Raw genomic sequence first — 20479 nt, 5'->3', positions numbered from 1 at the left:
GCCGCCCTCCTCGTCCTCGCGCTACTCGGCATCCCGGTCTACGCCGCGTCTCTCTTCACCAACCACACGCTTTGAGGATCTGACAATGGCGCTACTCGGCAAGGCATATCGACCGACGTTCTTTCTGTTCGCTGGTGTGGTGGCAGTCGGGATTGCGGTTTGGTGGGTCTGGTAGTGACGCTACGACAGCGCAACTGAGGATTTTGATTTGAGACGAATTGAGACCATAGCCGAAGGCGTGACCCTGTACCTGGGGGATTGCCGGGAGATATTGCCGACGCTGACGCGCCACGACGCGACGGTCACGGACCCTCCCTATGGCATCAACGCGGCGCGAGACCGGAAGAGCCAGAAGCATGGCTGGCGCGACTACGCGGCGCCGGGATGGGATCTTGAGAGGCCGCCTTCAGACCTCATCAAACTTATCCTCGGCTCGGCCAAGCACACCATCGTTTGGGGCGGGAACTACTTCACTGACAGCCTTCCTCCGTCGAGCAAGTGGCTGTCCTGGGACAAGGGCCAGACCGATTTCTCGCTGGCTGATTTTGAATTGGCGTGGTGCTCCTTTGACGGGGCGGCTCGGCGCATCATGCTGCCGCGCTCCGTAGCCCTTCAGGACGGCAAGGAACACCCCACGCAAAAGCCCATCGAGGTTATGCGGTGGTGCATCGACAAGCTCCCTGACGGATGCAGGACGATCCTTGACCCCTTTATGGGTTCAGGGACGACCGGAGTAGCCGCCGTGAACCTCGGTCTCGGCTTTACGGGCATCGAAATGGTGCCGGAATACTTCGAGATCGCCAAGCGGCGCATCGAGGCCGCCCTCGCCGCCCCCGATATGTTTTCCGCACCAGCGAAGCCGGCCATCAAGCAGGAGGCATTCGAGCTATGACCTTCCACCGCTGGGTCATCCACGCGCGCGTCTCCGATTATCTCCGCCTCGGCTGGCTTGCGCTGCCGTCGCTGGAAGGCACGGGCCACGGCATCTATTCGGCGCATTGCGTTTGGCTTTGCGGCTGCCGGCTGGTCGAACCCACACTTGCGCTTACATCGCCGCACGGAGCATGACGATGAGCGAGTCCATCGGCGTTCTTTTCCTGGGGATTTTTCTAGCCGGCGCTGGCCTAAGCGCTCTGCACGCATGGGGGATTATTGGATGACCAATTCACAGTTGCCGTGTTCCGCTGGAAGCCGCGATGAGGCTCGAAAGCATCACGCTGACGAGTGGGTGCGTCAGATCATCAATGCGGGCGGCGACGAGAATTTGGCCCAGCAAGCCGTTGCCCTCGCCGCCCTCAACGGCCTGTTTGATCACGTCCCAGATGCTGCCCAATCGGTGCAAGTTAGGCTGGCGACAATTGAGGAATGTGCCAAGCTGGTCGAGCCCAAACAGCCAAGGCCGTGCGATTGCGAGCGTTGCTACTGCAGCAACCGTGGCGACATGGAAGCCGTGGCATCCTGGGATGCGGATGCATACAACGCCAAGGCTATCCGTGCTCTGGCCGAGCCCGTAGATCGCTACGACGAAGCCATGGCCGCGATTGACGCCTGTATCGGCCCCGCGCATGAGCGCTCATCTTCCGGCAATGGCGGACTGACGCCTGCCCTGATGAATGCCACGACGGTATCGTGCACAGGTTTGGATATCACTATCGCCTGCAACGACCACGGCACCAAAGACGCGCTCATGGATGCGCTGGTCGATGCGGCTTACATGCCAGCTCAACCGCAGCGATCTGCCGGCACCAGCGATGAACTCGCCCTTGTCTTAGTCAACGCCGAGCGAGAGCGTTACAGCCTGTCGCCACTGCTTTTGTCCGCTCTGTCGGACAAGGGATATGACCTTGTGAAGCGGTACGCGCGGACAGCCCTATCAGCGGTGACGCGCCCTGTGCTGGGAGGTGAAAAATGATCACAATCGACGATCTGAAGAAGAACGCTAAGTTTCGCGGTCTCATGTTTCTCGACATGGCACACGGGGCCTATGAGAACCATTACCAGAGCGAGACTTATCCGCGCCTCGTCGTCATCAAGGCCGGCGCGCCTCGCTCGCCAAAGGTCAAGCAGATCCACACCACGACCTATTTCGTGGACAGCATGGAATGCCCGGATTTGGATGCAGTGATCAACCTGCTCAACGCCACGCCGCACCCGAAACGTACCGACCTGGCGCGGCATCAGGACGAATCCTCACCCCCGCCTTCTTCGCATCACTCAGCACCTCAGGGGAAATAAATGGACGCAGCAGAAGCCGAAGAGTTGGTCGGCAACATGTGGAAACAACTTGGCGAACAGATCATGAGCGCCATCCCGGATATTGTGATTGGAGGCGAGCCACAGAAGGCCATCCGATGGGCGACATGCGCCGAAGCCTGCTTCTGGAAGGCGACTGGCGACGCTGACACTCACGACGTCAAGGACGTGCTCGATGATGTGTCCGCAGTGGGGGAGAGAAACGATGGTTAGCCTTAGCGAACGTCAGCGCAAGGTTCTGGAGGTTCTTGCCGGATGTAACGAGAATGAAGGAGTCCTGTTCTTCAGCCACATCGCTACGTGGAGTGGACTTCCATTGCGTGAAGCGCGTTTAGCCACCAGGGCGCTGAAGCGGAAGGGGCTGGCCGAGCAAACGAGCTGCTGGGACGATGACGGGTGCGTGCGCGGTAGCGGCTACATCTGCACGCAGGCCGGGCGCGCTCTCATAAGTGCTGCTGTGGGAGGATCGCGTGAGTGAACCAACTCCAATCCATTGCTGGAGCGTTTGGCATCCCAAACACGAATGGGGCCTGAACATTCCAATGCTTTATCAGTCGAGGGATGTGGCGGTTTACAAGCTCAAGGCCGGCGGCGTGTGGCCGCTCAAGGATGGTTGGAAGCTGATTCCGGTCACGGTCTCTTCGCGGCTTCCTTCAGAACATTGAAAGTGGGAAACATGAAAGAGATCAGGGGACTTTTGTGGGCGATATTCTGGGTGCTTTGTTTGATCGCCGGCATGATGATCGGGCGCCACTGATGCGCGCCTGGTCACAACTTTCCTCAAACAAGTGAGCATGTGAAATGGAAATATTGTTTGGCGGGATTATCGTCTATTTCATCATCGTCGCGCTGTTTTGGAGGCAATCCATCATGAAAAGATTATGGTGTTGGCTCCGCAGCCACCCGTATCCGTGGGTCTACGTCTGCGAGCCGGAGGATTGGATTCTCAACAGCTCGCCGCCGAGCAAATGCTCTAATTGCGGGTGCACGTCGCGATGACCATGAACCAATCTATCCCCGACGCACTCGACGTCGCCGTGGCGCACCATACCCGGCTTGGTGGCCGGCGTGCAGACGACATGCTCGGAATCCAGCAAATGCCGTTCGGCTACGCGCTGTTGATCGACGCTGACGAAACCTACTTCAATTGGCTGCGATACGATGGCCAAGAAGGCGCCCAGACTTGGAACAAGTGGGCGGCATATCGTGGCGCCAAGTGGAATTTCGACAACTCGACAGCGCCGATCCACAAGCCTCTAGTCGTGATGACGGGGAATTCATGACCGAAGCTATCGATACGAAGTATCTTCGCGCCGTCCTGTCGAACAACATCGAACGCGCCAACGATATCATCTGGGACGTGCAAAATAAGCCAGAGTTCAACAACAGCGACCCGAACGTGCTGGGTGTCGTCGCCGTCGCTGAGCAGATCGTGATAAGCCTAACGGCACTCACCGTTGATATTGACAGCATAAGTGAATGGCAGCCGATAGAGACCGCTCCGAAGGATGGGACCGAGATTTGGCTATTCGGGCCAGCTCCAGAGGGGCCGCGCGTAACCATCGGTCACTGGTCACAGGAAGAGGAAACGAGAAACCATATCGGTGATTGCGGCGGTGAATGCCGATGCCCAGAATACGAATACTGCGACCCGTGGTGGATCAGTTCTGACGGAGGTTTTTCGAAAGAGTGGCCCTGCACGATGTGGCAGCCATTGCCAGTACCAAAACCACTCACATACTCAGTGACGTCGAACCTGCCACCACCCCAGCGCGAGTAGTCGCTCTTGTCACTTGCGATGTTGAACTATTTTGTAAGTGTATGCAGAACCTTAGAAATCCGCTTCAAATCAGCTATTCACATTCAAAGTCAGTTAGGGAACACTGCCTCCGTGAGCATGCCAAGCCCTGAAACACTAGAACGCGAACAGGAAAAGCTTTGGGTCAAGGACTCGGAGCTGATCCGCCGCCTTGGCGTGCCGGAAAAGAAAGCACGAGAGGCAATCCGGATGTTGGAACGAATGACGGGCTTCCCAAAGAAGCAGAAACTCTGGGGCGATCGGCGATATTGGCCGGCGGTCAAGCAGTTCATGGATAAGCAGTATGGCGGGAGGCAGAGCGCATGAGCCCGCCCCGCATCAAGGACGCGCCCGGCCACATCTGGCGCAAGCACACGCGCGGCTGGGAGTGCCGCTGGCAGGCCCGCACCGATCTCGTCGAGCGCGGCTTCATCCCAAAAAGCCAACAGCTATTCGTCGGCCAGGAGCCGAACGAGACCGAGGTCTCTTTCATCCAGGACCAGTGCCGGCGCCTTCAAGACGAGATGCTGACCTTCGGACGTGGCGGCCTGCCGCAGATGAACGCCTATGAGGGTTCGCTGAAGTCGCTGATCAACTGCTACCAGACCGATCCGGACTCGCCCTACCGCAAGCTGCGCTTCAACGTTCGCAGGAACGTGGACAATTTGTTGCGCCGCCTCGTTGCTGACCACGGGCACGAGGATCTTGGCGACATCAAGGGCCGCACCGTCCTTGCTTGGTACAAGGAATGGACCGGCGATGGCGTGAAGATCTCGATGGGGTCGGCCTTCGTCGGCCAGCTCCGCTCCCTGTTCACCTTCGGCCGGTCTATCCTCGAGTGCCAAGAGTGCGTCCGCCTGGGTCAGGTGATGCACGATCTCAGGTTCAAGGGAACGGCGGCACGGAAGGTCAGTGTGACTGCTGAGCAGGCCGACGCCATCCGCTATAAGGCCCGCCTGCACTTCGGCTGGTACTCTCTGGCGCTCGGCCAGGCCTTCCAGTTTGAATGCACCCTGCGACAGCGGGACGTGATTGGCGAGTGGGTGCCGATCGCGGAGGATGGCCTGTCTGCCACCGTCCACAAGGACATGAAGTGGATTCGCGGCATCGTCTGGCAGGAGATCGACGAGAACCTGATCCTGCGGCACATCACGAGCAAGAAGCAGAAGGAGACCGAGGTTGACCTGAAACTGGCGCCGATGGTGCTGGAGGAGTTCGGCGAGCTCGTCGGCGGCCAGCCCCTGCTTGTCACCGACCCCGTTACCAAGAAGGTCAGCGTGAACCGCCACCTGCTGCCGGCGAACGGGCCGATCATCATCAACGACGTGAGCGGCTTACCCTGGAGCCCGAACGAATACCGCCGGAAATGGCGGTTGGTGGCCACCAAGGCCGGGGTGCCTAAGAACGTCTGGAATATGGACAGCCGGTCAGGGGCAATCTCAGAGGCTATCGCGGCCGGGGTTCCACTGGAGTTCGTCCGCCATGCTGCGACGCACAGCGATATTGCGCAGACCCAAGAGTACGACCGCATCCAGGCGAAGGCCACGGCCAAGACCATGACGGCCCGCGTCGAGAGCCGGAACAAAAAAGAAACAGAATAGCGTAAAAACGTAGCGCGAACACGATAACTGACAAATGACTGACTTGATTGCGGCGGGTACTATTTTTATAGGGTTTCAGGAAATTCCGCACTGATCGCGGATCAGCGCGGCCTCGGGATCGAACCTGATCGGGAATGGCCCCTGCATGTCGCCGGACTGATCGACATAGCGGACCTCGATGGTGCCGGCCGGCGCATCCGGCGGCAATTCGATCGACGGGTTCGGCATCCGCTTGCGCGTGCGCGGATCGAGCGTGTCGATGAAGCCGGTCTCGCGGAAATCGCCATTGCCGGCCATGCGCCAGGAAATGCCGAGCGTCGGGTCGGCGAAGGAGAACACCACGCTCCAGCCGCCATTGTGCCGCGAGAAGCTGGCGATCGGCGCGTTGGTGGTTTCCTCCTTCGGCACGCGCGGTACCGACACCGGCGGAAGAGCCGCGAGCTTCTGCGGCGGCGGATCGGCCGGGCGCGCAGCGGCCGTCGCGTCCTTGGCAACGCCGCTGAGGAACACGTCGTCGACCATCTGGTCGAAATAGACCGGCACCTGCCTGTGCTTGACGGTGTCGGCCATCTCGCTGACGAGACGACGGGTGCGCTGCGCCACCTGCACCAGGTTCTCGCCGGGCTGGAGCAGCTCCTTGGCGAAGGTGCGCGTGAACACCGAATTGGGATTGGCGTCGTCGTTGGAGAGACGATCGAGTGCGGTCTGGCGGGGACCCGCGGAGAACACCGAGAACACGCCTTCGGGCAGCTGCACCATCGGCGCGAGGCCGCCGCCGCCGGCGACCGCGCGGGTGCCTTTGCGCTCGAACGGGTTGTTGCGGCAGGCGTCGAACACCAGGATCGACGTGCGCGCCTTCTTGTTCTGAAGGCGCTCGACGATGCGGTCGGCCAGGATGGAAGCGTCGCGCACCAGCTCTTCCTGCCCTTCGGTCGCCGCCGGCACGTCAGTCGGCAGCAGGTAGTTCTGGCCCGCGATCTCGAAGCCGTGGCCGGCGTAGAAGAAGAATGCGGTGTCGCCGGGCTCGATCGTCCTGTCGAACGCGAGCAGCGTCTCGGAGAATTGCTGCCGGCTCTGGTTCTCGGCGACCATCACCGAGAAGCCGAGCTGCTTCAGCGTATCGCCCATGGTACGGGCGTCGTTGACCGCCTTGAGGAGCTTGGGGACGTTCCTGTAGTCGTTGTTGCCGACGACGAGCGCAACGCGTTTCTCGGCTTGTGCGGGCAGCGCGAAGCCGCTCAGGCTCACCGCAAGGCCAAGGGCCGCCAGAATTCTGAAAAGCCGACGCGTCATCGTAAAATTCCCGTTGGAGAACGGCGCTCCGCCGGCCCCCTCGAACAGCGATTCATGGGAACCCACTGCCGTTGATGATAGTCGGTCCAGCCATATCGACGGTTCAACGCCGAGAGCCCTCGGGTTCCGTCATCAGGACTATGGCAGATTCCTCCGGAATCTGCTTTTTCTAGGTAGCTGCGCGCTGCAAGCGGGGGCTGCCGTGTATCGATGGTGTACTGACGAGGTCGAGCCGCATGACCGGTTCGACTATTGGCGCGAGGTCCGGTCCAAGGGCCTGTTCGGCGTCACCGCCGAACTCGAGCGCGAGCGCCGCGCGGACTTCTACGGCGAATTCTCGCTGCGCCAGCTCGGCGGCGGTGGGCTCGTCGAGCTGAAGGCGTCGCACTACACGGTCGAGCGCAGCAACTCCGACATCGCCTACGCGCCCGGCGACAGCATCTGCGTCTACCAGCAGCTCGGCAGCGGCGGCTGGTTCGGCGGCATGCGCACCGGCGACTTTGCGATCGCCAACGGCAGCTTCGCCACCAGCCATACCGACCAGCCCTATCGCACCGCGCCGCTCGGCGCAGGCGGCTTCCACCTGCGCATCCTGAAGATCCCCGTGAGCAGGCTCTCCACGCAGGACAGGCGCATGCGCGAGCTTGCGCCCCGGACCTTCAGCGATCCCGGCCTGGCGCCCCTGCTCGGCGCCTGCTTCGCCGACCTCGATGACGCCGCCGCGGGCGATAACGGCGCCACTGATGCGACCTCAGTCGCCCAGACCTCCTTGGATCAAGCCTCCTTGGATCAAGCCTCCTTGGATCAAGCCTCGCTCGTCCAGGCCTTGGCCCATCTGGCGCTGATCGAGCGCGGCATCGTGCGACCCGGCAGCCGCCGTGGGCAGGCCGCGCTACGGACCGCCCGGCTCTCGCAGGCGCGGCGCCTGATCGCGCGCCATCTGCAAGACCCCGGTCTGGCGCCGGCGATGGTGGCCGACCAGCTCGGCGTGTCCGTGCGTCACCTGCACATGCTGTTCGAAGCCGCGGCGAAGAGCTTTTCGCAGACCGTGACGGACGAACGCCTGAAACAGAGCCGCCGCCTGATGCGTGAGGCGCCGGACCGGCTGATCGCTGATATCGCGACCTCCTGCGGCTTCGAGAGCCTGGCGACCTATTACCGGGTCTTCAACGCCGCCTACGGAATGGCCCCCGGCGATTTCCGGGCCCGGGGCCCGGAAGGGCGTTAGCCGTCCCTCGGGCAGCTATCGCCCGGTTAACGGTGGAGGCGGAAAAGCCCAGCCGGGCCCGCTATTTGAGCAAAAACCTCAGGTTTTTTAGGGTCTTCCCGCGCCCGCTCCATTGACTTTGGCCGATTCCCGCCTATGTTCCGGGGCGACGCGGCTCAGATCGAAGACCGATTCTTGAGCCTTGCGCTTTGTTCGCGTGAGTCAGCACCCCCAGCTTCTTTGAGAGCGCGCCGTTTCGGGGTGGAACGCGACAGCCTTAATTACCCTCGATTCCGAACGGCGGTTTCGACCAGAGGCTCAATGTCCTTTTCAAATCTCGGACTGTCCGAAAAAGTCCTCGCCGCAGTGGCGGCCACCGGTTACACCACCCCCACCCCCATCCAGGAACAGGCGATCCCCCACGTCCTCGCACGCAAGGATGTGCTCGGCATCGCCCAGACCGGCACCGGCAAGACCGCGGCCTTCGTGCTGCCGATGCTCACCATCCTCGAAAAGGGTCGCGCCCGCGCGCGCATGCCGCGCACGCTGATCCTGGAGCCGACCCGCGAGCTCGCGGCGCAGGTGAAGGAAAACTTCGACCGCTACGGCGCCGGCCAGAAGCTCAACGTCGCCCTGCTGATCGGCGGCGTTTCCTTCGGCGACCAGGATGCCAAGCTGACGCGCGGCGTCGACGTGCTGATCGCCACCCCCGGCCGCCTGCTCGACCACACCGAGCGCGGCGGCCTCCTGCTCACCGGCGTCGAGCTGCTCGTCATCGACGAAGCCGACCGCATGCTGGACATGGGCTTCATTCCTGACATCGAGCGCGTCTGTAAGCTCGTCCCGTTCACGCGGCAGACCCTGTTCTTCACCGCGACCATGCCGCCGGAAATCCGGCGCATCACCGAGACCTTCCTGCATAATCCGCAGAAGGTCGAGGTCTCCAAGCCCGCCACCACCGCCGTGACCGTCACGCAGTGTCAGGTCCCGGCCGGGCGCGAGGCGCATGAGAAGCGTGAATTGCTGCGACGCCTGCTGCGCGAGGCCAAGGATCTCCAGAACGCGATCATCTTCTGCAATCGCAAGCGCGAGGTCGCCGTCGTTCACAAATCACTGCAAAAGCATGGTTTCAGCGTCGGCGCCCTGCATGGCGACATGGACCAGTCGGCCCGCACGGCGGCGCTCGAACAGTTCCGCAAGGGCGAACTGCCGCTGCTGGTCGCCTCCGATGTTGCCGCCCGCGGCCTCGACATCCCTGAGGTCAGCCACGTCTTCAATTTCGACGTCCCCCACCACCCCGACGACTATGTTCACCGCGTCGGCCGCACCGGCCGCGCCGGCCGGTCCGGTATGGCGATCTCGCTCGTGACGCCGCTCGACCAGAAGTCGATGGTGGCGATCGAGAAGCTGATCGGCCAGAGCATTCCGCGCGCCGAGGGCGATTTCGAAGTGCCCGCGGACGCAGGCGAGCAGAGCGCACGTTCGCGCGAACCGCGCGGGCGCGACCGTGAACGTTCGCGCGGCGGACGCGGCAAGCCGCAGCGTGGCCGCGATCGTGAGCGCAGCCACGAGCCCCGCGAACCGCGCGGCGAGGCGAGGCCTTCCGCAGAGACACAGCCCGCTCCCGAAGCGAGACCTGCACGTGAGCCGAGGCCCGCACGGGAGGCGAGGCCTCCGCGTGAAGCGAAGCAATCATCCGAGCCGCGCGGTGGATCGCGCCAGCAAGCCAATCCATCGCATGTGCCGTCGATCGGCCGCCCCGAGCCGCGCCGCCAGCGCGAGGCCGATACCGAGCCCGGCGATCACTCGCACCTTCCGGCGTTTCTGCTCCGGCCAGTGCGTTCTCCCGCCGGCGCTTGACGCGCCGGCGCGATTCAGGCTCGGTTGAGCTGAGCCGCCTCACACTTTTTCTGATGCATTCGCGAACGTCTGTTTACAGAGCGTTCACGATCGTCCGTTAGCCTGCGAACATAATTTAAGTATTGCTGCGGTCGATGGCGCACCGACCGCTGTGGGGTATGTTCAGTGGTCAAGGTGCTCGACGAACACGAACGCACGATGGCGTTCGCCGAAGTGGCTCTCGGTCAGATCCGCTCGCTTCGACAGACTGCAATTCCCCGCAATTACGAGATCTGGTACGTCTACGCCACCGGCTATAACGCGCCGCTCAACAAGATCATCAACGAGACGCTGGCGCGCCACGGCAAGCTGACCGAAGGCGATCTCGAGCAGATCTACGAGACCTATCTTTCCCACATCAAGACCACCGACCGCATCGACAAGGTCGGCGCACGCGTCATCGGCGAGATCGACGACGTGATGACGGTGCTGAGCGAAGCGCTCGGGATGACCGGCTCCTACGATGCCAGCCTGTCGGGCGCGACCGAGCAACTGTCGTCGGCCAAGAGCCGCGACCAGATCAAGTCGATCGTCGAGACGCTGGTGCGTTCGACCAGCGAGATGCGCGAGACCAACAAGGCGCTGGAAGACCGGCTGACCCTGTCCAAGAACGAGATCAGCAATCTCCAGCAGAGCCTGGAGGCGATCCGCGCCGAGAGCCTGACCGATCCGCTGACGGGGTTGGGCAATCGCAAATATTTCGATCGCATGATCGGCATGGCCGTGCAGAGCGCGCTCGCCTCGGGCGAGCCGCTGTCGCTGCTGCTGTTCGACATCGATCATTTCAAATCGTTCAACGATTCCTACGGCCATCTCACCGGCGACCAAGTGTTGCGGCTGGTCGGCCTGTCCATGAAGCAGACCATCAAGGGACAGGACATCACCGCGCGCTATGGCGGCGAGGAATTCGCGGTTCTGCTGCCCAACACGGCGCTGCGCCAGGCCCTCACCGTTGCAGATCACATCCGCCGCGCCGTGATGGCGAAGGAATTGAAGAAGAAATCGACCGGCGAGATCCTCGGCCGCGTCACCATCTCCGTCGGCGTCTCCATGCTCAAGCAGGGCGACGACCCTGACGCGCTGATCGAGCGTGCGGATGCCTGCCTCTATGCCGCCAAGCGCAACGGGCGCAACCGCGTGATCTGCGAGGCCGATCCGGAATTCGCGATCGAGTCGCACAGCCGGGTAGCCTGACGCCGAAGCAGCGCGCCGAAGAAACGGCCGGCGCTTGACATTCCAACCCGCCGAACGACATCTTCCCCGCCGCCCGACTGCGAGCGTCGAGAGGACTTGTCGTCTTGCCCAATCCCCATGACTTTCACACACCGCAACCATCCTACACCAGGGACGAACTGCTGAGATCGAGCGACGGCGGCTATTTCGGCCCGGGCAACGCGCAATTGCCGGCCCCGCCGATGCTCATGATGGATCGCATCACCGAGATCAGCCTGGACGGCGGCGAGTTCGGCAAGGGCCACATCGTCGGCGAGCTCGATATTGTGTCCGGCCATTGGTTCTTCGATTGCCACTATCGCAGTGACGCGATGATGCCGGGAAGTCTCGGCCTGGATGCGATGTGGCAGATGATCGGCTACTGGCTCGGCTGGTCGGGCTCACCGGGCAAGGGCCGCGCCATCGGCGTCGGCGAGGTCGAGGCTACGGGATTGGTCACACCGGAGACGCGACGCGTGCGCTACGAGGTCGCCATGCGCATGGTCCGCCGCGGTAAGCTGGTGCTCGGAATTGCCGACGGTTGCGTGCTGGCCGACGGCGTCGGTGTCTTCATGGCCAAGGACATGAGGGTCGGACTGACCAAGGCCGTAGATTGATCCTCAGGTCCCGTAGGGTGGGCAAAGGCGCGTAGCGTCGTGCCCACCATCTCGGCATAACTATCTCGAACGGTGGGCACGCTTCGCTTTGCCCACCCTACGCACCGCCTTCTTGCCCACTTTCTTGGCTGGCTGCTTCTTCGCCACTGCCTTCTTCGCCTTCGGCCGCTTCTTCACCTTGGCGCGCTGGGCGGCGGCGAGCGCTGCCCTCGCCCATTGCGCAAGCTCCTCGGAATCGTCGAACAGGCGCGCCGGCAATTCCCAATAGGAATTCACCAGCACGGTTTTGGCGCGGGTCGAATACTGGAACGGCTTCGAGCCTTCCGCTTCAAAGTCCGGGATGGTGACCTCGTCGGCGCGGAAGAACAGGCCCGCGCGCAAGGCGAGCGCGAAGTTGATGCCGTCGGCGGAGATGCCGTAGCCGGAGAACATTTTTCGGATGGCGACGGGGCCGAAATCGGCGAACAGGTCGATCAGGAATTCGCGGTCCATGGCCAAGCTGTCTCCCCCACGGTCGTCCCCGCGAACGCGGGGACCCATAACCACCGGGAGGAGTTTAGCGAAGACTACCAGCCAGGAAAGCTTGGTACTGATACCGAGCGTCATCGCCAGATCACGCGGTACGGGTCCCCGCGTTCGCGGGGACGACAGCGACTTACCCGTCGATCTTCGCGGGCCGCAGCTCGACCGACTCGCCGCAGCCGCAGGCGGAGACCTGGTTGGGGTTGTTGAAGACGAACTGGGCCTGCATCTTGTCGGCCTTGTAGTCCATCTCGGTGCCGAGCAGGAACAGCACGGCCTTGGGATCGACCAGGATCTTGACGCCCTTGTCCTCGACCACCTCGTCGGTCGGGCGGACATCATGGGCGTATTCGACCGTGTAGGACTGGCCGGCACAGCCGCCGTTCTTCACGCCGACGCGCAGACCCACGATCTCGGAATCGGCGCGGTTCGTCAGCTCGCTGATGCGCTGGGCCGCGGCATCCGTCAGCCGCATCACCTGCGGGCGTGGCCGCCGGGGCTTTGGTGTCGAAGCTGGTGTTGCCTGGGTCATGTTACCTATGTGGTCCGTTGCGGAGCGAATTCAATGCGAGCTGAGACCGTCACCACATGTTGAGCACGAGGCGGGCCTCGTCGCTCATGCGTTCCGGCGACCACGGCGGCTCCCAGACGACCTTGACGTCGACCACGCCGACGCCGGGGACGCTGGCGACCGCGTTCTCGACCATGGTTGGCAGCTCGCCGGCAGCCGGGCAATTCGGCGTCGTCAGCGTCATCTGGACGTCAACCGAGCGGTCGTCCTTGATCTCGACCTTGTAGATCAGGCCGAGCTCGTAGATGTCGGCCGGGATCTCCGGATCGAACACGGTCTTGAGGCCCGCGATGATCTCGGTGGTGAGACGCTCGGTCTCCTCAGGCGGCAGCGCCGACTGGGTCTCCATCGGATTGGCTTTGACTTCGGCCGTGTCACTCATGCGAACAAATCCCGCGCCTTCAACAGCGCCTGTGCCAGATGATCGACTTCTTCCCGCGTATTATACATGCCGAACGACGCCCGGCAGGTGGCGGTTACATTGAACCGCTCTAAAAGAGGCATCACGCAATGGGTGCCGGCGCGCACGGCGATGCCCTGGCGGTCGATCACGGTGGCGACGTCGTGGGCGTGGGCGCCCTTGAGCTCGAAGGAGATCACCGGGCCCTTGCCCCGGGCGGTGCCGATCAGCCGCAGCGAATTGATCTCGCGCAGCCGGTCCTGGGCATAGGTGGTGAGATCGTGCTCGTGGGCGGCGATGCGCTCCTTGCCAATCGAATTGACGTAGTCGATGGCCGCGCCAAGGCCCACGGCCTCGACGATCGCGGGCGTGCCGGCCTCGAACTTGTGGGGGGGATCGCCATAAGTGACGATGTCGCGCGAGACCTCGCGGATCATCTCGCCGCCGCCGTTATAGGGACGCATCGCGACGAGGTGGTCGTACTTGGCCCAGAGGATGCCGATGCCGGTCGGCCCGTAGACCTTGTGGCCGGTAAAGACATAGAAATCGCAGCCGAGATCCTGGACGTCGACAGGCAGATGCACTGCACCCTGGCTGCCGTCGACGAGCACGGGAATGCCGCGCGCATGCGCGATCTTCACAACGTCCTTGATCGGGACAATGGTGCCGAGCGCGTTCGACATCTGCGTGATCGCGACCAGCTTGGTCTTCGCGGTCAGCAGCTTCTCGAACTCGTCGATGAGGAAGTTACCCTCGTCGTCGACCGGCGCCCACTTGATCACGGCGCCATGGCGTTCCCTGAGGAAATGCCACGGCACAATATTGGAGTGGTGCTCCATGATCGAGATGACGATCTCGTCGCCCTCTTTGATGTTCGGCTCGCCCCAGGACGACGCGACGAGGTTGATCGCCTCCGTCGCGTTGCGGGTGAAGATGACCTCTTCGGTCCGCGGCGCGTTGATGAACTGCGCAACCTTGCTGCGACCGCCCTCATAGGCCTCGGTGGCGGCATTGGCGAGGTAATGCAGGCCGCGATGCACGTTGGCGTATTCGGACGTATAGGCCTGCGTCATGCGGTCGAGCACGGCGCTCGGCTTCTGCGCCGAGGCGGCGTTGTCGAGATAGACCAGCGGCTTGCCGTAGACCTGCATGGCGAGCGCCGGAAAATCCTGGCGCACGCGTGCGACGTCGTAGGCACCGTTCTTGACTGCGGGATGCGTGCTCATTGGCGCCGCTCCAGCCAGCGCTCGGCGATGCCGATCACGTGCTCGCGCAAACCGTCATCGGCGATCTGCTCGATCGCTTCGCCCACGAAAGCCTGGATCAGCAGCGCCTGGGCCTGCTTCTCCGGGAGGCCGCGCGCCTTCAGGTAGAACAGCAGGCTGTCGTCGAGCGCGCCGGCAGTGGCGCCGTGGCCGCAGGAGACGTCATCGGCGAAGATCTCGAGCTCCGGCTTGTTGTCGGCCTCGGCTTCGTCCGAAAGCAGCAGCGCGCGGGTCATCATCTTGCCGTCGGTCTTCTGCGCGTCGGGACGGACGATGATGCGGCCCTGGAACACCGAATGGGCGCGATCGTCGATCACCGCGCGGAAGACCTCGCGGCTGACGCAGTTCGGCACGGCATGATCGACCACCAGCGTGGTGTCGCCGTGCTCGGTCTTCTGGAGCAGGTTCACGCCGTTGACGGAGAGGTCGCTGCCCTCGCCCGCCATCGTGATGAAGCCCTGGAGGCGGCTGACGGCAGCGCCAGTCGTCATGTTGAAGAAATTGAGCTTCGTGTTCGCGCCGACCGTGACGAACTGCGAGGTCACGTTCACTGCGTCGGGTGCATCGTCCAACAGGCGGATATGCGCGACGTCGGCATTGTCGCCGACCGAGAGGATGACGGCGTCGTTGACCTGGTAGGCCTTGGCACCGGCCGCAACAAAGCTCTCGATGATGGTGGCGCGAGCGCCGTTCCCGACCGCGATCCGCGAACGGCTGAAAGCCGACGCGGACGAAGCGGTCGCGATGTGGATGATCTGGATCGGCGCGGACAGCTGCGCACCGTCGGCGATCGACAACACGACGCCGTCGGTTGCCAGCGCCGCATTCAGCGCGATCACGGCATCGGTGGCCGCGGTCTTCAGGAGACCTGCGTCCTTCTCCAGCGCTTCCCGCAGCGTCTTGAGGCCCGCCTCAGAGGCAAGCGCCTTGACGTCGGAGAGATCGGCCGCGAACACGCCGTCGACCAGCACCAGCTTGCGGGCGCCTTCGATCGCATGCGCCTTGACGGCATCCGCGGCACGCTTCTGCGCGGCCGCATCGGGGCTGGCTGCAAGCGGCAGCACCTCGCCGACCAGTGCACGCAGGTCGGTGTATTTCCATTCCTCGATCCGGCGATGCGGCAGGCCGAGACGCTCATAGGTCTCGAACGCCTCGCGGCGTACCGCGATCACAGAAGGCGAACCCGGCAGGCGGCCTTCGGCGCTGGCGAAGAGATCGCTCACCGCGCGGCCGTTTCCGGTCTTTGCCACAGCAACGTTCATCCTAAAATTCCTTACGCGGCATCCTCGAACTGGGCGTAGCCGGACGCTTCCAGCTCCAGCGCCAAGTCCTTGCCGCCGCTCTTCACGACACGGCCCTTCGACATCACGTGCACGACGTCGGGCACGATGTAGTTCAGCAGCCGCTGATAATGGGTGATGACGACCATCGCGCGCTTGGGCGAGCGCAGCGCGTTGACGCCGTCGGCCGCAATGCGCAGCGCGTCGATGTCGAGACCCGAATCCATCTCGTCGAGGATGCACAGGCTCGGCTCGAACAGCGCCATCTGCAGCACCTCGTTGCGCTTCTTCTCGCCGCCGGAGAAGCCGACATTGACGCCGCGCTTGAGCATGTCCTGCGGGATGTTCAGCGACTTCGAGACCTCGCGGACCTTCCTCAGGAAGTCCGGGGTCGAATATTCGCTCTCGCCGCGCGCCTTGCGCTGCGCGTTCAGTGCGGTGCGCAGGAAGGTCATGGTAGCGACGCCGGGAATCTCGACCGGATACTGGAACGCCAGGAACACGCCCTTCGCGGCGCGCTCGTTGGGGTCCATCTCCAGCAGGTCCTCGCCCTTGAACAGGATCTGGCCGTCGGTGACCTCATAGCCGGGCTTGCCGGCGATGACGTGGGAGAGCGTCGATTTGCCGGAGCCGTTCGGCCCCATGATTGCGTGAACCTCGCCCTCGTTCACAGTCAGCGTCAGCCCGTGGAGGATCTCACGCTCCTCGACACGAACCTTCAAATCCTTCACTTCAAGCAAAGCCATCTTGGTGTCCAGTCTATTCAAATGATGCATGGAGCGCCGTAGCGCACCGCGAGGGTCGGCGATTAGCCGACCGACCCTTCAAGCGAGATCGAGATCAGCTTCTGTGCTTCCACCGCGAATTCCATCGGCAGCTGCTGAAGCACGTCCTTGACGAAACCGTTGACGACGAGGCCGACGGCTTCTTCCTGGCTGAGGCCGCGCTGGATGCAATAGAACAGCACGTCCTCGGAGATCTTCGAGGTCGTCGCCTCGTGCTCGAACGTCGCCGAGGAGTTCTTGGCCTCGATATACGGCACGGTGTGCGCGCCGCATTTGTCACCGATCAACAGGGAATCGCACGCCGTGAAGTTGCGCGCGCCGGTCGCTTTCCGGTGCGCGGTGACGAGCCCGCGATAGGTGTTCTGCGACTTGCCGGCGGCGATGCCCTTGGAGATGATCCGACTCGACGTGTTCTTGCCGAGGTGGATCATCTTGGTGCCCGAATCGACCTGCTGGAAACCGTTCGAGATCGCGATCGAGTAGAACTCACCGCTGGAATTGTCGCCACGCAGGATGCAGCTCGGGTACTTCCAGGTGATGGCGGAGCCGGTCTCGACCTGGGTCCAGGAAATCTTGGACCGGTCGCCACGGCAGTCGCCACGCTTGGTGACGAAATTGTAGATGCCGCCCTTGCCTTCCGAATTGCCGGGATACCAGTTCTGCACCGTCGAGTATTTGATCTCGGCGTCGTCATGCGCAACGAGCTCCACCACGGCGGCGTGCAGCTGGTTCTCGTCGCGCTGCGGCGCGGTGCAGCCTTCGAGATAGGAGACGTAGGAGCCCTTGTCGGCGATGATCAGCGTGCGCTCGAACTGGCCGGTGTTGCGCTCGTTGATGCGGAAATAGGTCGACAGCTCCATCGGGCAGCGCACGCCCGGCGGCACGTAGACGAACGAGCCGTCGGAGAACACCGCCGAGTTCAGCGTCGCGTAGAAATTGTCCGAGGTCGGAACCACCGAGCCCAGATATTTCTGCACCAGCTCGGGATGCTCGCGGATGGCCTCCGAGATCGGCATGAAGATCACGCCGGCCTTCTTCAGCTCGGCCTTGAATGTGGTCGCAACCGAGACCGAATCGAACACTGCATCGACCGCGATCTTGCGCCGGGCCGGATCTTCCTCGCCGGGCTTCGGCTCGACGCCTTCGAGCATGGCGACTTCCCGCAGGGGAATACCGAGCTTCTCGTAGGTCTTGAGAATCTCCGGATCGATCTCGTCGAGCGAGGTGACCGTCTTCTTCGGCTTCGGCGCCGCGTAGTAATAGAGGTCCTGGAAGTCGATCTTGGGATAGTCGACGCGCGCCCAGGTCGGCTCGGTCATGGTCAGCCAGCGCCGATAGGCCTCGAGCCGCCACTGGAGCATCCAGGCAGGTTCGTTCTTCTTCTCGGAGATGAACTTGACGGTCTCTTCCGACAGTCCCTTGGGGGCCTTGTCGGACTCGATCAGGGTCTCAAACCCATAACGATACTGATCGACGTCGATGCGCTTCACGCGCTCGACCGTCTCTTGCACGGCTGGCATTCTATCCTCCGCTCGCGGTTTCAAGGACCGCGGTGGATCACAAACTTGGACGAGTATTACGATGTTTTTCGGCAGAAAGCACGCGCTTAGAACCGTTCAAGCCGTGTTTCATCGCTTAGGCTCTAAGTAGGGTATTACCAAGCTTTCGCCAAGCCTCTAACGCCCTGTTGATGTCATCTGGTTCCGTGGACCAGCCCAGACTGAGACGCACCGCTCCCTGGGCGACGGTGGCATCATACCCCATCGCCGACAGCACGTGAGACGGCTGCACCTTGCCTGATGAACAGGCCGAGCCCGAGGACACAGCCACGCCTTCGAGATCGAAGCCGATCACGGCGGTTTCGGCCTTCAGGCCGGGGGCAGTGAAGAGGATGGTATTTGGCAACCGCTTGACGTCATCCGCGAAGACCATCGTGCCGGCGATCCCGCGGATTCCATTTTCCAAGGAATTTCTGAGGGTTGCCATCCGCTCCACATCCTCCGGCAGAGCCTGAAGGGCAGCCCTCACCGCTGCCCCGAAGCCGGCGATGCCGGCGACATTCTCGGTTCCCGCGCGCCGGCTCAACTCCTGTCCGCCACCCCGCAGCACGGGTTCCAGTCCAGCGATCCCCTCCGCCAGGACCAGCGCGCCGACGCCCTTGGGGCCGCCGATCTTGTGTGCGGAAAAGGTCGCAAGGTCTGCGTCCATAGCCTTGATATCGAACAGGATTTTCCCCAGCGCCTGGATTGCATCGACGTGCAGGAGCCCCCCGGCCGCGTGGACGATCTCAGCAGCCTCTGCGAGCGGCTGAATTGCGCCTGTCTCGTTGTTCGCAGCCATGATGGAGACCAGAGCCGGCGGGCCGTCACCGAGCAAGGCCTTCAGATGGTCGAGGTCGATCACGCCGGCGCGTGTGACCGGGATCTGGCTGACTTTCTCCGCTGGGAACCGGCCGCCTGACAGCACCGAGGCATGCTCGACGGCCGAGACCAACAAGCGCCCGACAGGGCCGCCGGACGGCCCCCGCAGACCGGGCGACAGCGCAAACGCATTGGCCTCGGTCCCGGTTGAGGTGAAGACGACGTTCCGCGGCAATGCACCGACGGCCGCCGCGAGCGTGGCACGGGCTTCCTCGACCAGCCGGCGCGCCTCGCGCCCTTCGGCATGGACCGAGGACGGGTTGCCGATCAGCTCCCACGCTGCAAGCATCGCGGTCCGCGCTTCAGCACGCAGCGGCGTGGTCGCATTCCAGTCGAGATAGGCGCGGCTCGGCATGAGGTATTATATTACTCCACGGATCGGGCTGGTGTGCCCGTCCTGAAGCCCGACATGGGCCCCCGTGGAGCGCTTGGCAACTCGATTCCGAATCCCCACCGCGCAATGACGCCGCCATGACACGCTAACATCTTGAGCCCATTGCGGGATGTTCAAGATGCTTGCTTTTTGACCCTCGCCTCATGTTAGAACGCCCGCGTCAGTTCACCGCGCGCCGCTCGCGCACCATCCGAGGGCGCCGCTCCACTCTTCCATTCGCGGTTTGATCGGCACAGCAGTCGATGAAGTCCGCACAATCGGTTGATTGCTGAAGAGCGTCTTCAAGGGATCAATCAAGAGATCATCATGCCTGAAGTCATTTTCACCGGCCCTGCTGGCCGTCTCGAAGGCCGCTATCACCCGGCCAAGCAAAAGAACGCGCCGATCGCGATGATCCTGCATCCGCATCCGCAGTTTCACGGCACGATGAACCACCAGATCGTGTACCAGTGCTACTACGCCTTCGCGCATCGCGGCTTCTCGGTGCTGCGCTTCAACTTCCGCGGCGTCGGCCGCAGCCAGGGCTCGTTCGACCACGGCACCGGCGAATTGTCGGATGCGGCCGCAGCCCTCGACTGGGCACAGACCATCAATCCCGAAGCGCGTGCCTGCTGGGTCGCCGGCTTCTCGTTCGGCGCCTGGATCGGCATGCAGCTGTTGATGCGCCGTCCCGAGGTCGAGGGCTTCATCTCGATCGCGCCGCCGGCCAATCTCTACGACTTCTCGTTCCTGGCGCCCTGCCCGTCGTCGGGCCTGATCGTGCATGGCGAGAAGGACGCGGTGGTGCCGCCCAAGGACGTCAACACGCTGGTCGAGAAGCTGAAGACTCAGAAGGGCATCGTGATCGACCAGCAGGTCATCCCCGGCGCCAACCACTTCTTCGACGCCAAGCTCGAGCCGCTGATGGAAACCATCACGGCCTATCTCGACATGCGCCTCGCCAACGTGCGCTAAGGCCTCAA

23 protein-coding genes and 1 pseudogene are annotated in these 20479 nt (G+C 62.9%); 15 read left to right on the top strand and 9 right to left on the bottom strand.

Annotation, left to right across the window (positions count from 1 at the left end):
• Nucleotides 1-208: 208 nt before the first annotated feature.
• The 10 genes from ABIB95_RS26115 (at nucleotide 209) to ABIB95_RS26070 (ending at nucleotide 5652) form a co-directional block, all read left to right on the top strand.
• Nucleotides 209-892, top strand: a complete 684-nt coding sequence (locus ABIB95_RS26115) for a DNA methyltransferase (protein WP_354243329.1) — start codon at nucleotides 209-211, stop codon at nucleotides 890-892.
• On the top strand, nucleotides 889-1068 hold the full coding sequence (locus tag ABIB95_RS26110) for a hypothetical protein (RefSeq protein ID WP_354243327.1): 180 nt from the start codon (nucleotides 889-891) through the stop codon (nucleotides 1066-1068). Before ABIB95_RS26115 ends, ABIB95_RS26110 begins: the two co-directional genes overlap by 4 nt.
• 88 nt (nucleotides 1069-1156) lie before the next feature.
• The gene (locus ABIB95_RS26105) at nucleotides 1157-1912 is read left to right on the top strand and encodes a hypothetical protein (RefSeq protein ID WP_354243325.1); all 756 of its coding nucleotides are present in this window, start codon (nucleotides 1157-1159) and stop codon (nucleotides 1910-1912) included.
• Nucleotides 1909-2235 (top strand): hypothetical protein, encoded by a 327-nt coding sequence (locus ABIB95_RS26100; RefSeq protein WP_354243322.1) that lies wholly within the window; start codon nucleotides 1909-1911, stop codon nucleotides 2233-2235. Before ABIB95_RS26105 ends, ABIB95_RS26100 begins: the two co-directional genes overlap by 4 nt.
• A complete protein-coding gene (locus ABIB95_RS26095) occupies nucleotides 2236-2466 on the top strand; it encodes a hypothetical protein (protein ID WP_354243319.1) in 231 nt (76 codons plus the stop codon).
• A gap of 257 nt (nucleotides 2467-2723) precedes the next feature.
• Nucleotides 2724-2918, top strand: a complete 195-nt coding sequence (locus tag ABIB95_RS26090) for a hypothetical protein (RefSeq protein WP_354243316.1) — start codon at nucleotides 2724-2726, stop codon at nucleotides 2916-2918.
• 330 nt (nucleotides 2919-3248) lie between these two features.
• Nucleotides 3249-3536: a hypothetical protein gene (locus tag ABIB95_RS26085; protein WP_354243313.1), complete on the top strand. Its 288-nt coding sequence runs from the start codon at nucleotides 3249-3251 to the stop codon at nucleotides 3534-3536.
• The gene (locus ABIB95_RS26080) at nucleotides 3533-4033 is read left to right on the top strand and encodes a hypothetical protein (RefSeq protein WP_354243310.1); all 501 of its coding nucleotides are present in this window, start codon (nucleotides 3533-3535) and stop codon (nucleotides 4031-4033) included. The genes ABIB95_RS26085 and ABIB95_RS26080 overlap by 4 nt, the downstream gene beginning before the upstream one ends.
• A 6-nt stretch (nucleotides 4034-4039) precedes the next feature.
• Entirely contained in the window at nucleotides 4040-4378 is a 339-nt protein-coding gene (locus tag ABIB95_RS26075) for a hypothetical protein (protein ID WP_354243307.1), read from the top strand.
• A complete protein-coding gene (locus ABIB95_RS26070; protein ID WP_354243305.1) occupies nucleotides 4375-5652 on the top strand; it encodes a site-specific integrase in 1278 nt (425 codons plus the stop codon). Before ABIB95_RS26075 ends, ABIB95_RS26070 begins: the two co-directional genes overlap by 4 nt.
• A 90-nt stretch (nucleotides 5653-5742) precedes the next feature.
• Here the strand turns inward: ABIB95_RS26070 and ABIB95_RS26065 are convergent.
• Nucleotides 5743-6945 (bottom strand): annotated as a pseudogene (locus ABIB95_RS26065) (caspase family protein); the annotation flags it as partial.
• Between the two features lie 202 nt (nucleotides 6946-7147).
• Between ABIB95_RS26065 and ABIB95_RS26060 the strand changes: the two are divergent.
• The 4 genes from ABIB95_RS26060 (at nucleotide 7148) to fabA (ending at nucleotide 11880) form a co-directional block, all read left to right on the top strand.
• Nucleotides 7148-8173 (top strand): helix-turn-helix domain-containing protein, encoded by a 1026-nt coding sequence (locus tag ABIB95_RS26060; RefSeq protein WP_354243302.1) that lies wholly within the window; start codon nucleotides 7148-7150, stop codon nucleotides 8171-8173.
• 300 nt (nucleotides 8174-8473) lie between these two features.
• Nucleotides 8474-10012 carry a DEAD/DEAH box helicase gene (locus ABIB95_RS26055; protein ID WP_063983517.1) on the top strand — a complete coding sequence of 513 codons (1539 nt, stop codon included), beginning with the start codon at nucleotides 8474-8476 and terminating at the stop codon, nucleotides 10010-10012.
• Nucleotides 10013-10177: 165 nt separating this feature from the next.
• Complete coding sequence (locus tag ABIB95_RS26050; protein WP_354243300.1) at nucleotides 10178-11245, top strand: GGDEF domain-containing protein; 1068 nt, start codon at nucleotides 10178-10180, stop codon at nucleotides 11243-11245.
• Between the two features lie 104 nt (nucleotides 11246-11349).
• Complete coding sequence (gene fabA / locus ABIB95_RS26045) at nucleotides 11350-11880, top strand: bifunctional 3-hydroxydecanoyl-ACP dehydratase/trans-2-decenoyl-ACP isomerase (protein ID WP_354243297.1); 531 nt, start codon at nucleotides 11350-11352, stop codon at nucleotides 11878-11880.
• 60 nt (nucleotides 11881-11940) lie between these two features.
• On the opposite strand, the gene ABIB95_RS26040 is transcribed toward fabA, so the two are convergent.
• The 8 genes from ABIB95_RS26040 to ABIB95_RS26005 all read right to left on the bottom strand — a co-directional run bounded on the left by ABIB95_RS26040 (nucleotide 11941) and on the right by ABIB95_RS26005 (nucleotide 19478).
• Entirely contained in the window at nucleotides 11941-12372 is a 432-nt protein-coding gene (locus ABIB95_RS26040; RefSeq protein ID WP_354243294.1) for a TfoX/Sxy family protein, read from the bottom strand.
• A 163-nt stretch (nucleotides 12373-12535) separates the two neighbouring features.
• Nucleotides 12536-12934: a HesB/IscA family protein gene (locus ABIB95_RS26035; RefSeq protein ID WP_354243291.1), complete on the bottom strand. Its 399-nt coding sequence runs from the start codon at nucleotides 12932-12934 to the stop codon at nucleotides 12536-12538.
• Between the two features lie 49 nt (nucleotides 12935-12983).
• Complete coding sequence (locus ABIB95_RS26030; RefSeq protein WP_014495549.1) at nucleotides 12984-13355, bottom strand: SUF system Fe-S cluster assembly protein; 372 nt, start codon at nucleotides 13353-13355, stop codon at nucleotides 12984-12986.
• Nucleotides 13352-14599 (bottom strand): cysteine desulfurase, encoded by a 1248-nt coding sequence (locus tag ABIB95_RS26025; protein WP_354095340.1) that lies wholly within the window; start codon nucleotides 14597-14599, stop codon nucleotides 13352-13354. Before ABIB95_RS26025 ends, ABIB95_RS26030 begins: the two co-directional genes overlap by 4 nt.
• Complete coding sequence (gene sufD / locus ABIB95_RS26020) at nucleotides 14596-15900, bottom strand: Fe-S cluster assembly protein SufD (protein ID WP_354243288.1); 1305 nt, start codon at nucleotides 15898-15900, stop codon at nucleotides 14596-14598. Before sufD ends, ABIB95_RS26025 begins: the two co-directional genes overlap by 4 nt.
• A gap of 11 nt (nucleotides 15901-15911) precedes the next feature.
• On the bottom strand, nucleotides 15912-16664 hold the full coding sequence (sufC, locus tag ABIB95_RS26015; protein ID WP_028161255.1) for a Fe-S cluster assembly ATPase SufC: 753 nt from the start codon (nucleotides 16662-16664) through the stop codon (nucleotides 15912-15914).
• 62 nt (nucleotides 16665-16726) lie between these two features.
• Complete coding sequence (gene sufB, locus ABIB95_RS26010) at nucleotides 16727-18223, bottom strand: Fe-S cluster assembly protein SufB (RefSeq protein ID WP_028148770.1); 1497 nt, start codon at nucleotides 18221-18223, stop codon at nucleotides 16727-16729.
• A 115-nt stretch (nucleotides 18224-18338) separates the two neighbouring features.
• Complete coding sequence (locus ABIB95_RS26005) at nucleotides 18339-19478, bottom strand: cysteine desulfurase family protein (RefSeq protein WP_354243285.1); 1140 nt, start codon at nucleotides 19476-19478, stop codon at nucleotides 18339-18341.
• A gap of 345 nt (nucleotides 19479-19823) precedes the next feature.
• On the opposite strand from ABIB95_RS26005, the gene ABIB95_RS26000 reads away from it, so the two are divergent.
• Nucleotides 19824-20471, top strand: coding sequence for an alpha/beta hydrolase (locus ABIB95_RS26000; RefSeq protein ID WP_014495555.1), 648 nt, complete (start codon nucleotides 19824-19826; stop codon nucleotides 20469-20471).
• Nucleotides 20472-20479: the final 8 nt, after the last annotated feature.

Source organism: Bradyrhizobium sp. LA2.1 (assembly GCF_040547725.1).
Taxonomy (GTDB): Bacteria; Pseudomonadota; Alphaproteobacteria; order Rhizobiales; family Xanthobacteraceae; genus Bradyrhizobium; species Bradyrhizobium barranii.
The sequence above is the reverse complement of the archived record's forward strand: the minus strand, read 5'-3'. Positions and strand labels throughout refer to the sequence as shown.

Bases quoted from the DNA above. Each gene is read 5' to 3' on its own strand.
- ABIB95_RS26110 (WP_354243327.1), top strand. From the start codon at position 889: ATGACCTTCCACCGCTGGGTCATCCACGCGCGCGTCTCCGATTATCTC.
- ABIB95_RS26105 (WP_354243325.1), top strand. From the start codon at position 1,157: ATGACCAATTCACAGTTGCCGTGTTCCGCTGGAAGCCGCGATGAGGCT.
- ABIB95_RS26100 (WP_354243322.1), top strand. From the start codon at position 1,909: ATGATCACAATCGACGATCTGAAGAAGAACGCTAAGTTTCGCGGTCTC.
- ABIB95_RS26095 (WP_354243319.1), top strand. From the start codon at position 2,236: ATGGACGCAGCAGAAGCCGAAGAGTTGGTCGGCAACATGTGGAAACAA.
- ABIB95_RS26085 (WP_354243313.1), top strand. From the start codon at position 3,249: ATGACCATGAACCAATCTATCCCCGACGCACTCGACGTCGCCGTGGCG.
- ABIB95_RS26080 (WP_354243310.1), top strand. From the start codon at position 3,533: ATGACCGAAGCTATCGATACGAAGTATCTTCGCGCCGTCCTGTCGAAC.
- ABIB95_RS26070 (WP_354243305.1), top strand. From the start codon at position 4,375: ATGAGCCCGCCCCGCATCAAGGACGCGCCCGGCCACATCTGGCGCAAG.
- ABIB95_RS26055 (WP_063983517.1), top strand. From the start codon at position 8,474: ATGTCCTTTTCAAATCTCGGACTGTCCGAAAAAGTCCTCGCCGCAGTG.
- ABIB95_RS26040 (WP_354243294.1), bottom strand. From the start codon at position 12,372: ATGGACCGCGAATTCCTGATCGACCTGTTCGCCGATTTCGGCCCCGTC.
- ABIB95_RS26035 (WP_354243291.1), bottom strand. From the start codon at position 12,934: ATGACCCAGGCAACACCAGCTTCGACACCAAAGCCCCGGCGGCCACGC.
- ABIB95_RS26030 (WP_014495549.1), bottom strand. From the start codon at position 13,355: ATGAGTGACACGGCCGAAGTCAAAGCCAATCCGATGGAGACCCAGTCG.
- ABIB95_RS26025 (WP_354095340.1), bottom strand. From the start codon at position 14,599: ATGAGCACGCATCCCGCAGTCAAGAACGGTGCCTACGACGTCGCACGC.
- sufD (WP_354243288.1), bottom strand. From the start codon at position 15,900: ATGAACGTTGCTGTGGCAAAGACCGGAAACGGCCGCGCGGTGAGCGAT.
- sufC (WP_028161255.1), bottom strand. From the start codon at position 16,664: ATGGCTTTGCTTGAAGTGAAGGATTTGAAGGTTCGTGTCGAGGAGCGT.
- sufB (WP_028148770.1), bottom strand. From the start codon at position 18,223: ATGCCAGCCGTGCAAGAGACGGTCGAGCGCGTGAAGCGCATCGACGTC.
- ABIB95_RS26005 (WP_354243285.1), bottom strand. From the start codon at position 19,478: ATGCCGAGCCGCGCCTATCTCGACTGGAATGCGACCACGCCGCTGCGT.
- ABIB95_RS26000 (WP_014495555.1), top strand. From the start codon at position 19,824: ATGCCTGAAGTCATTTTCACCGGCCCTGCTGGCCGTCTCGAAGGCCGC.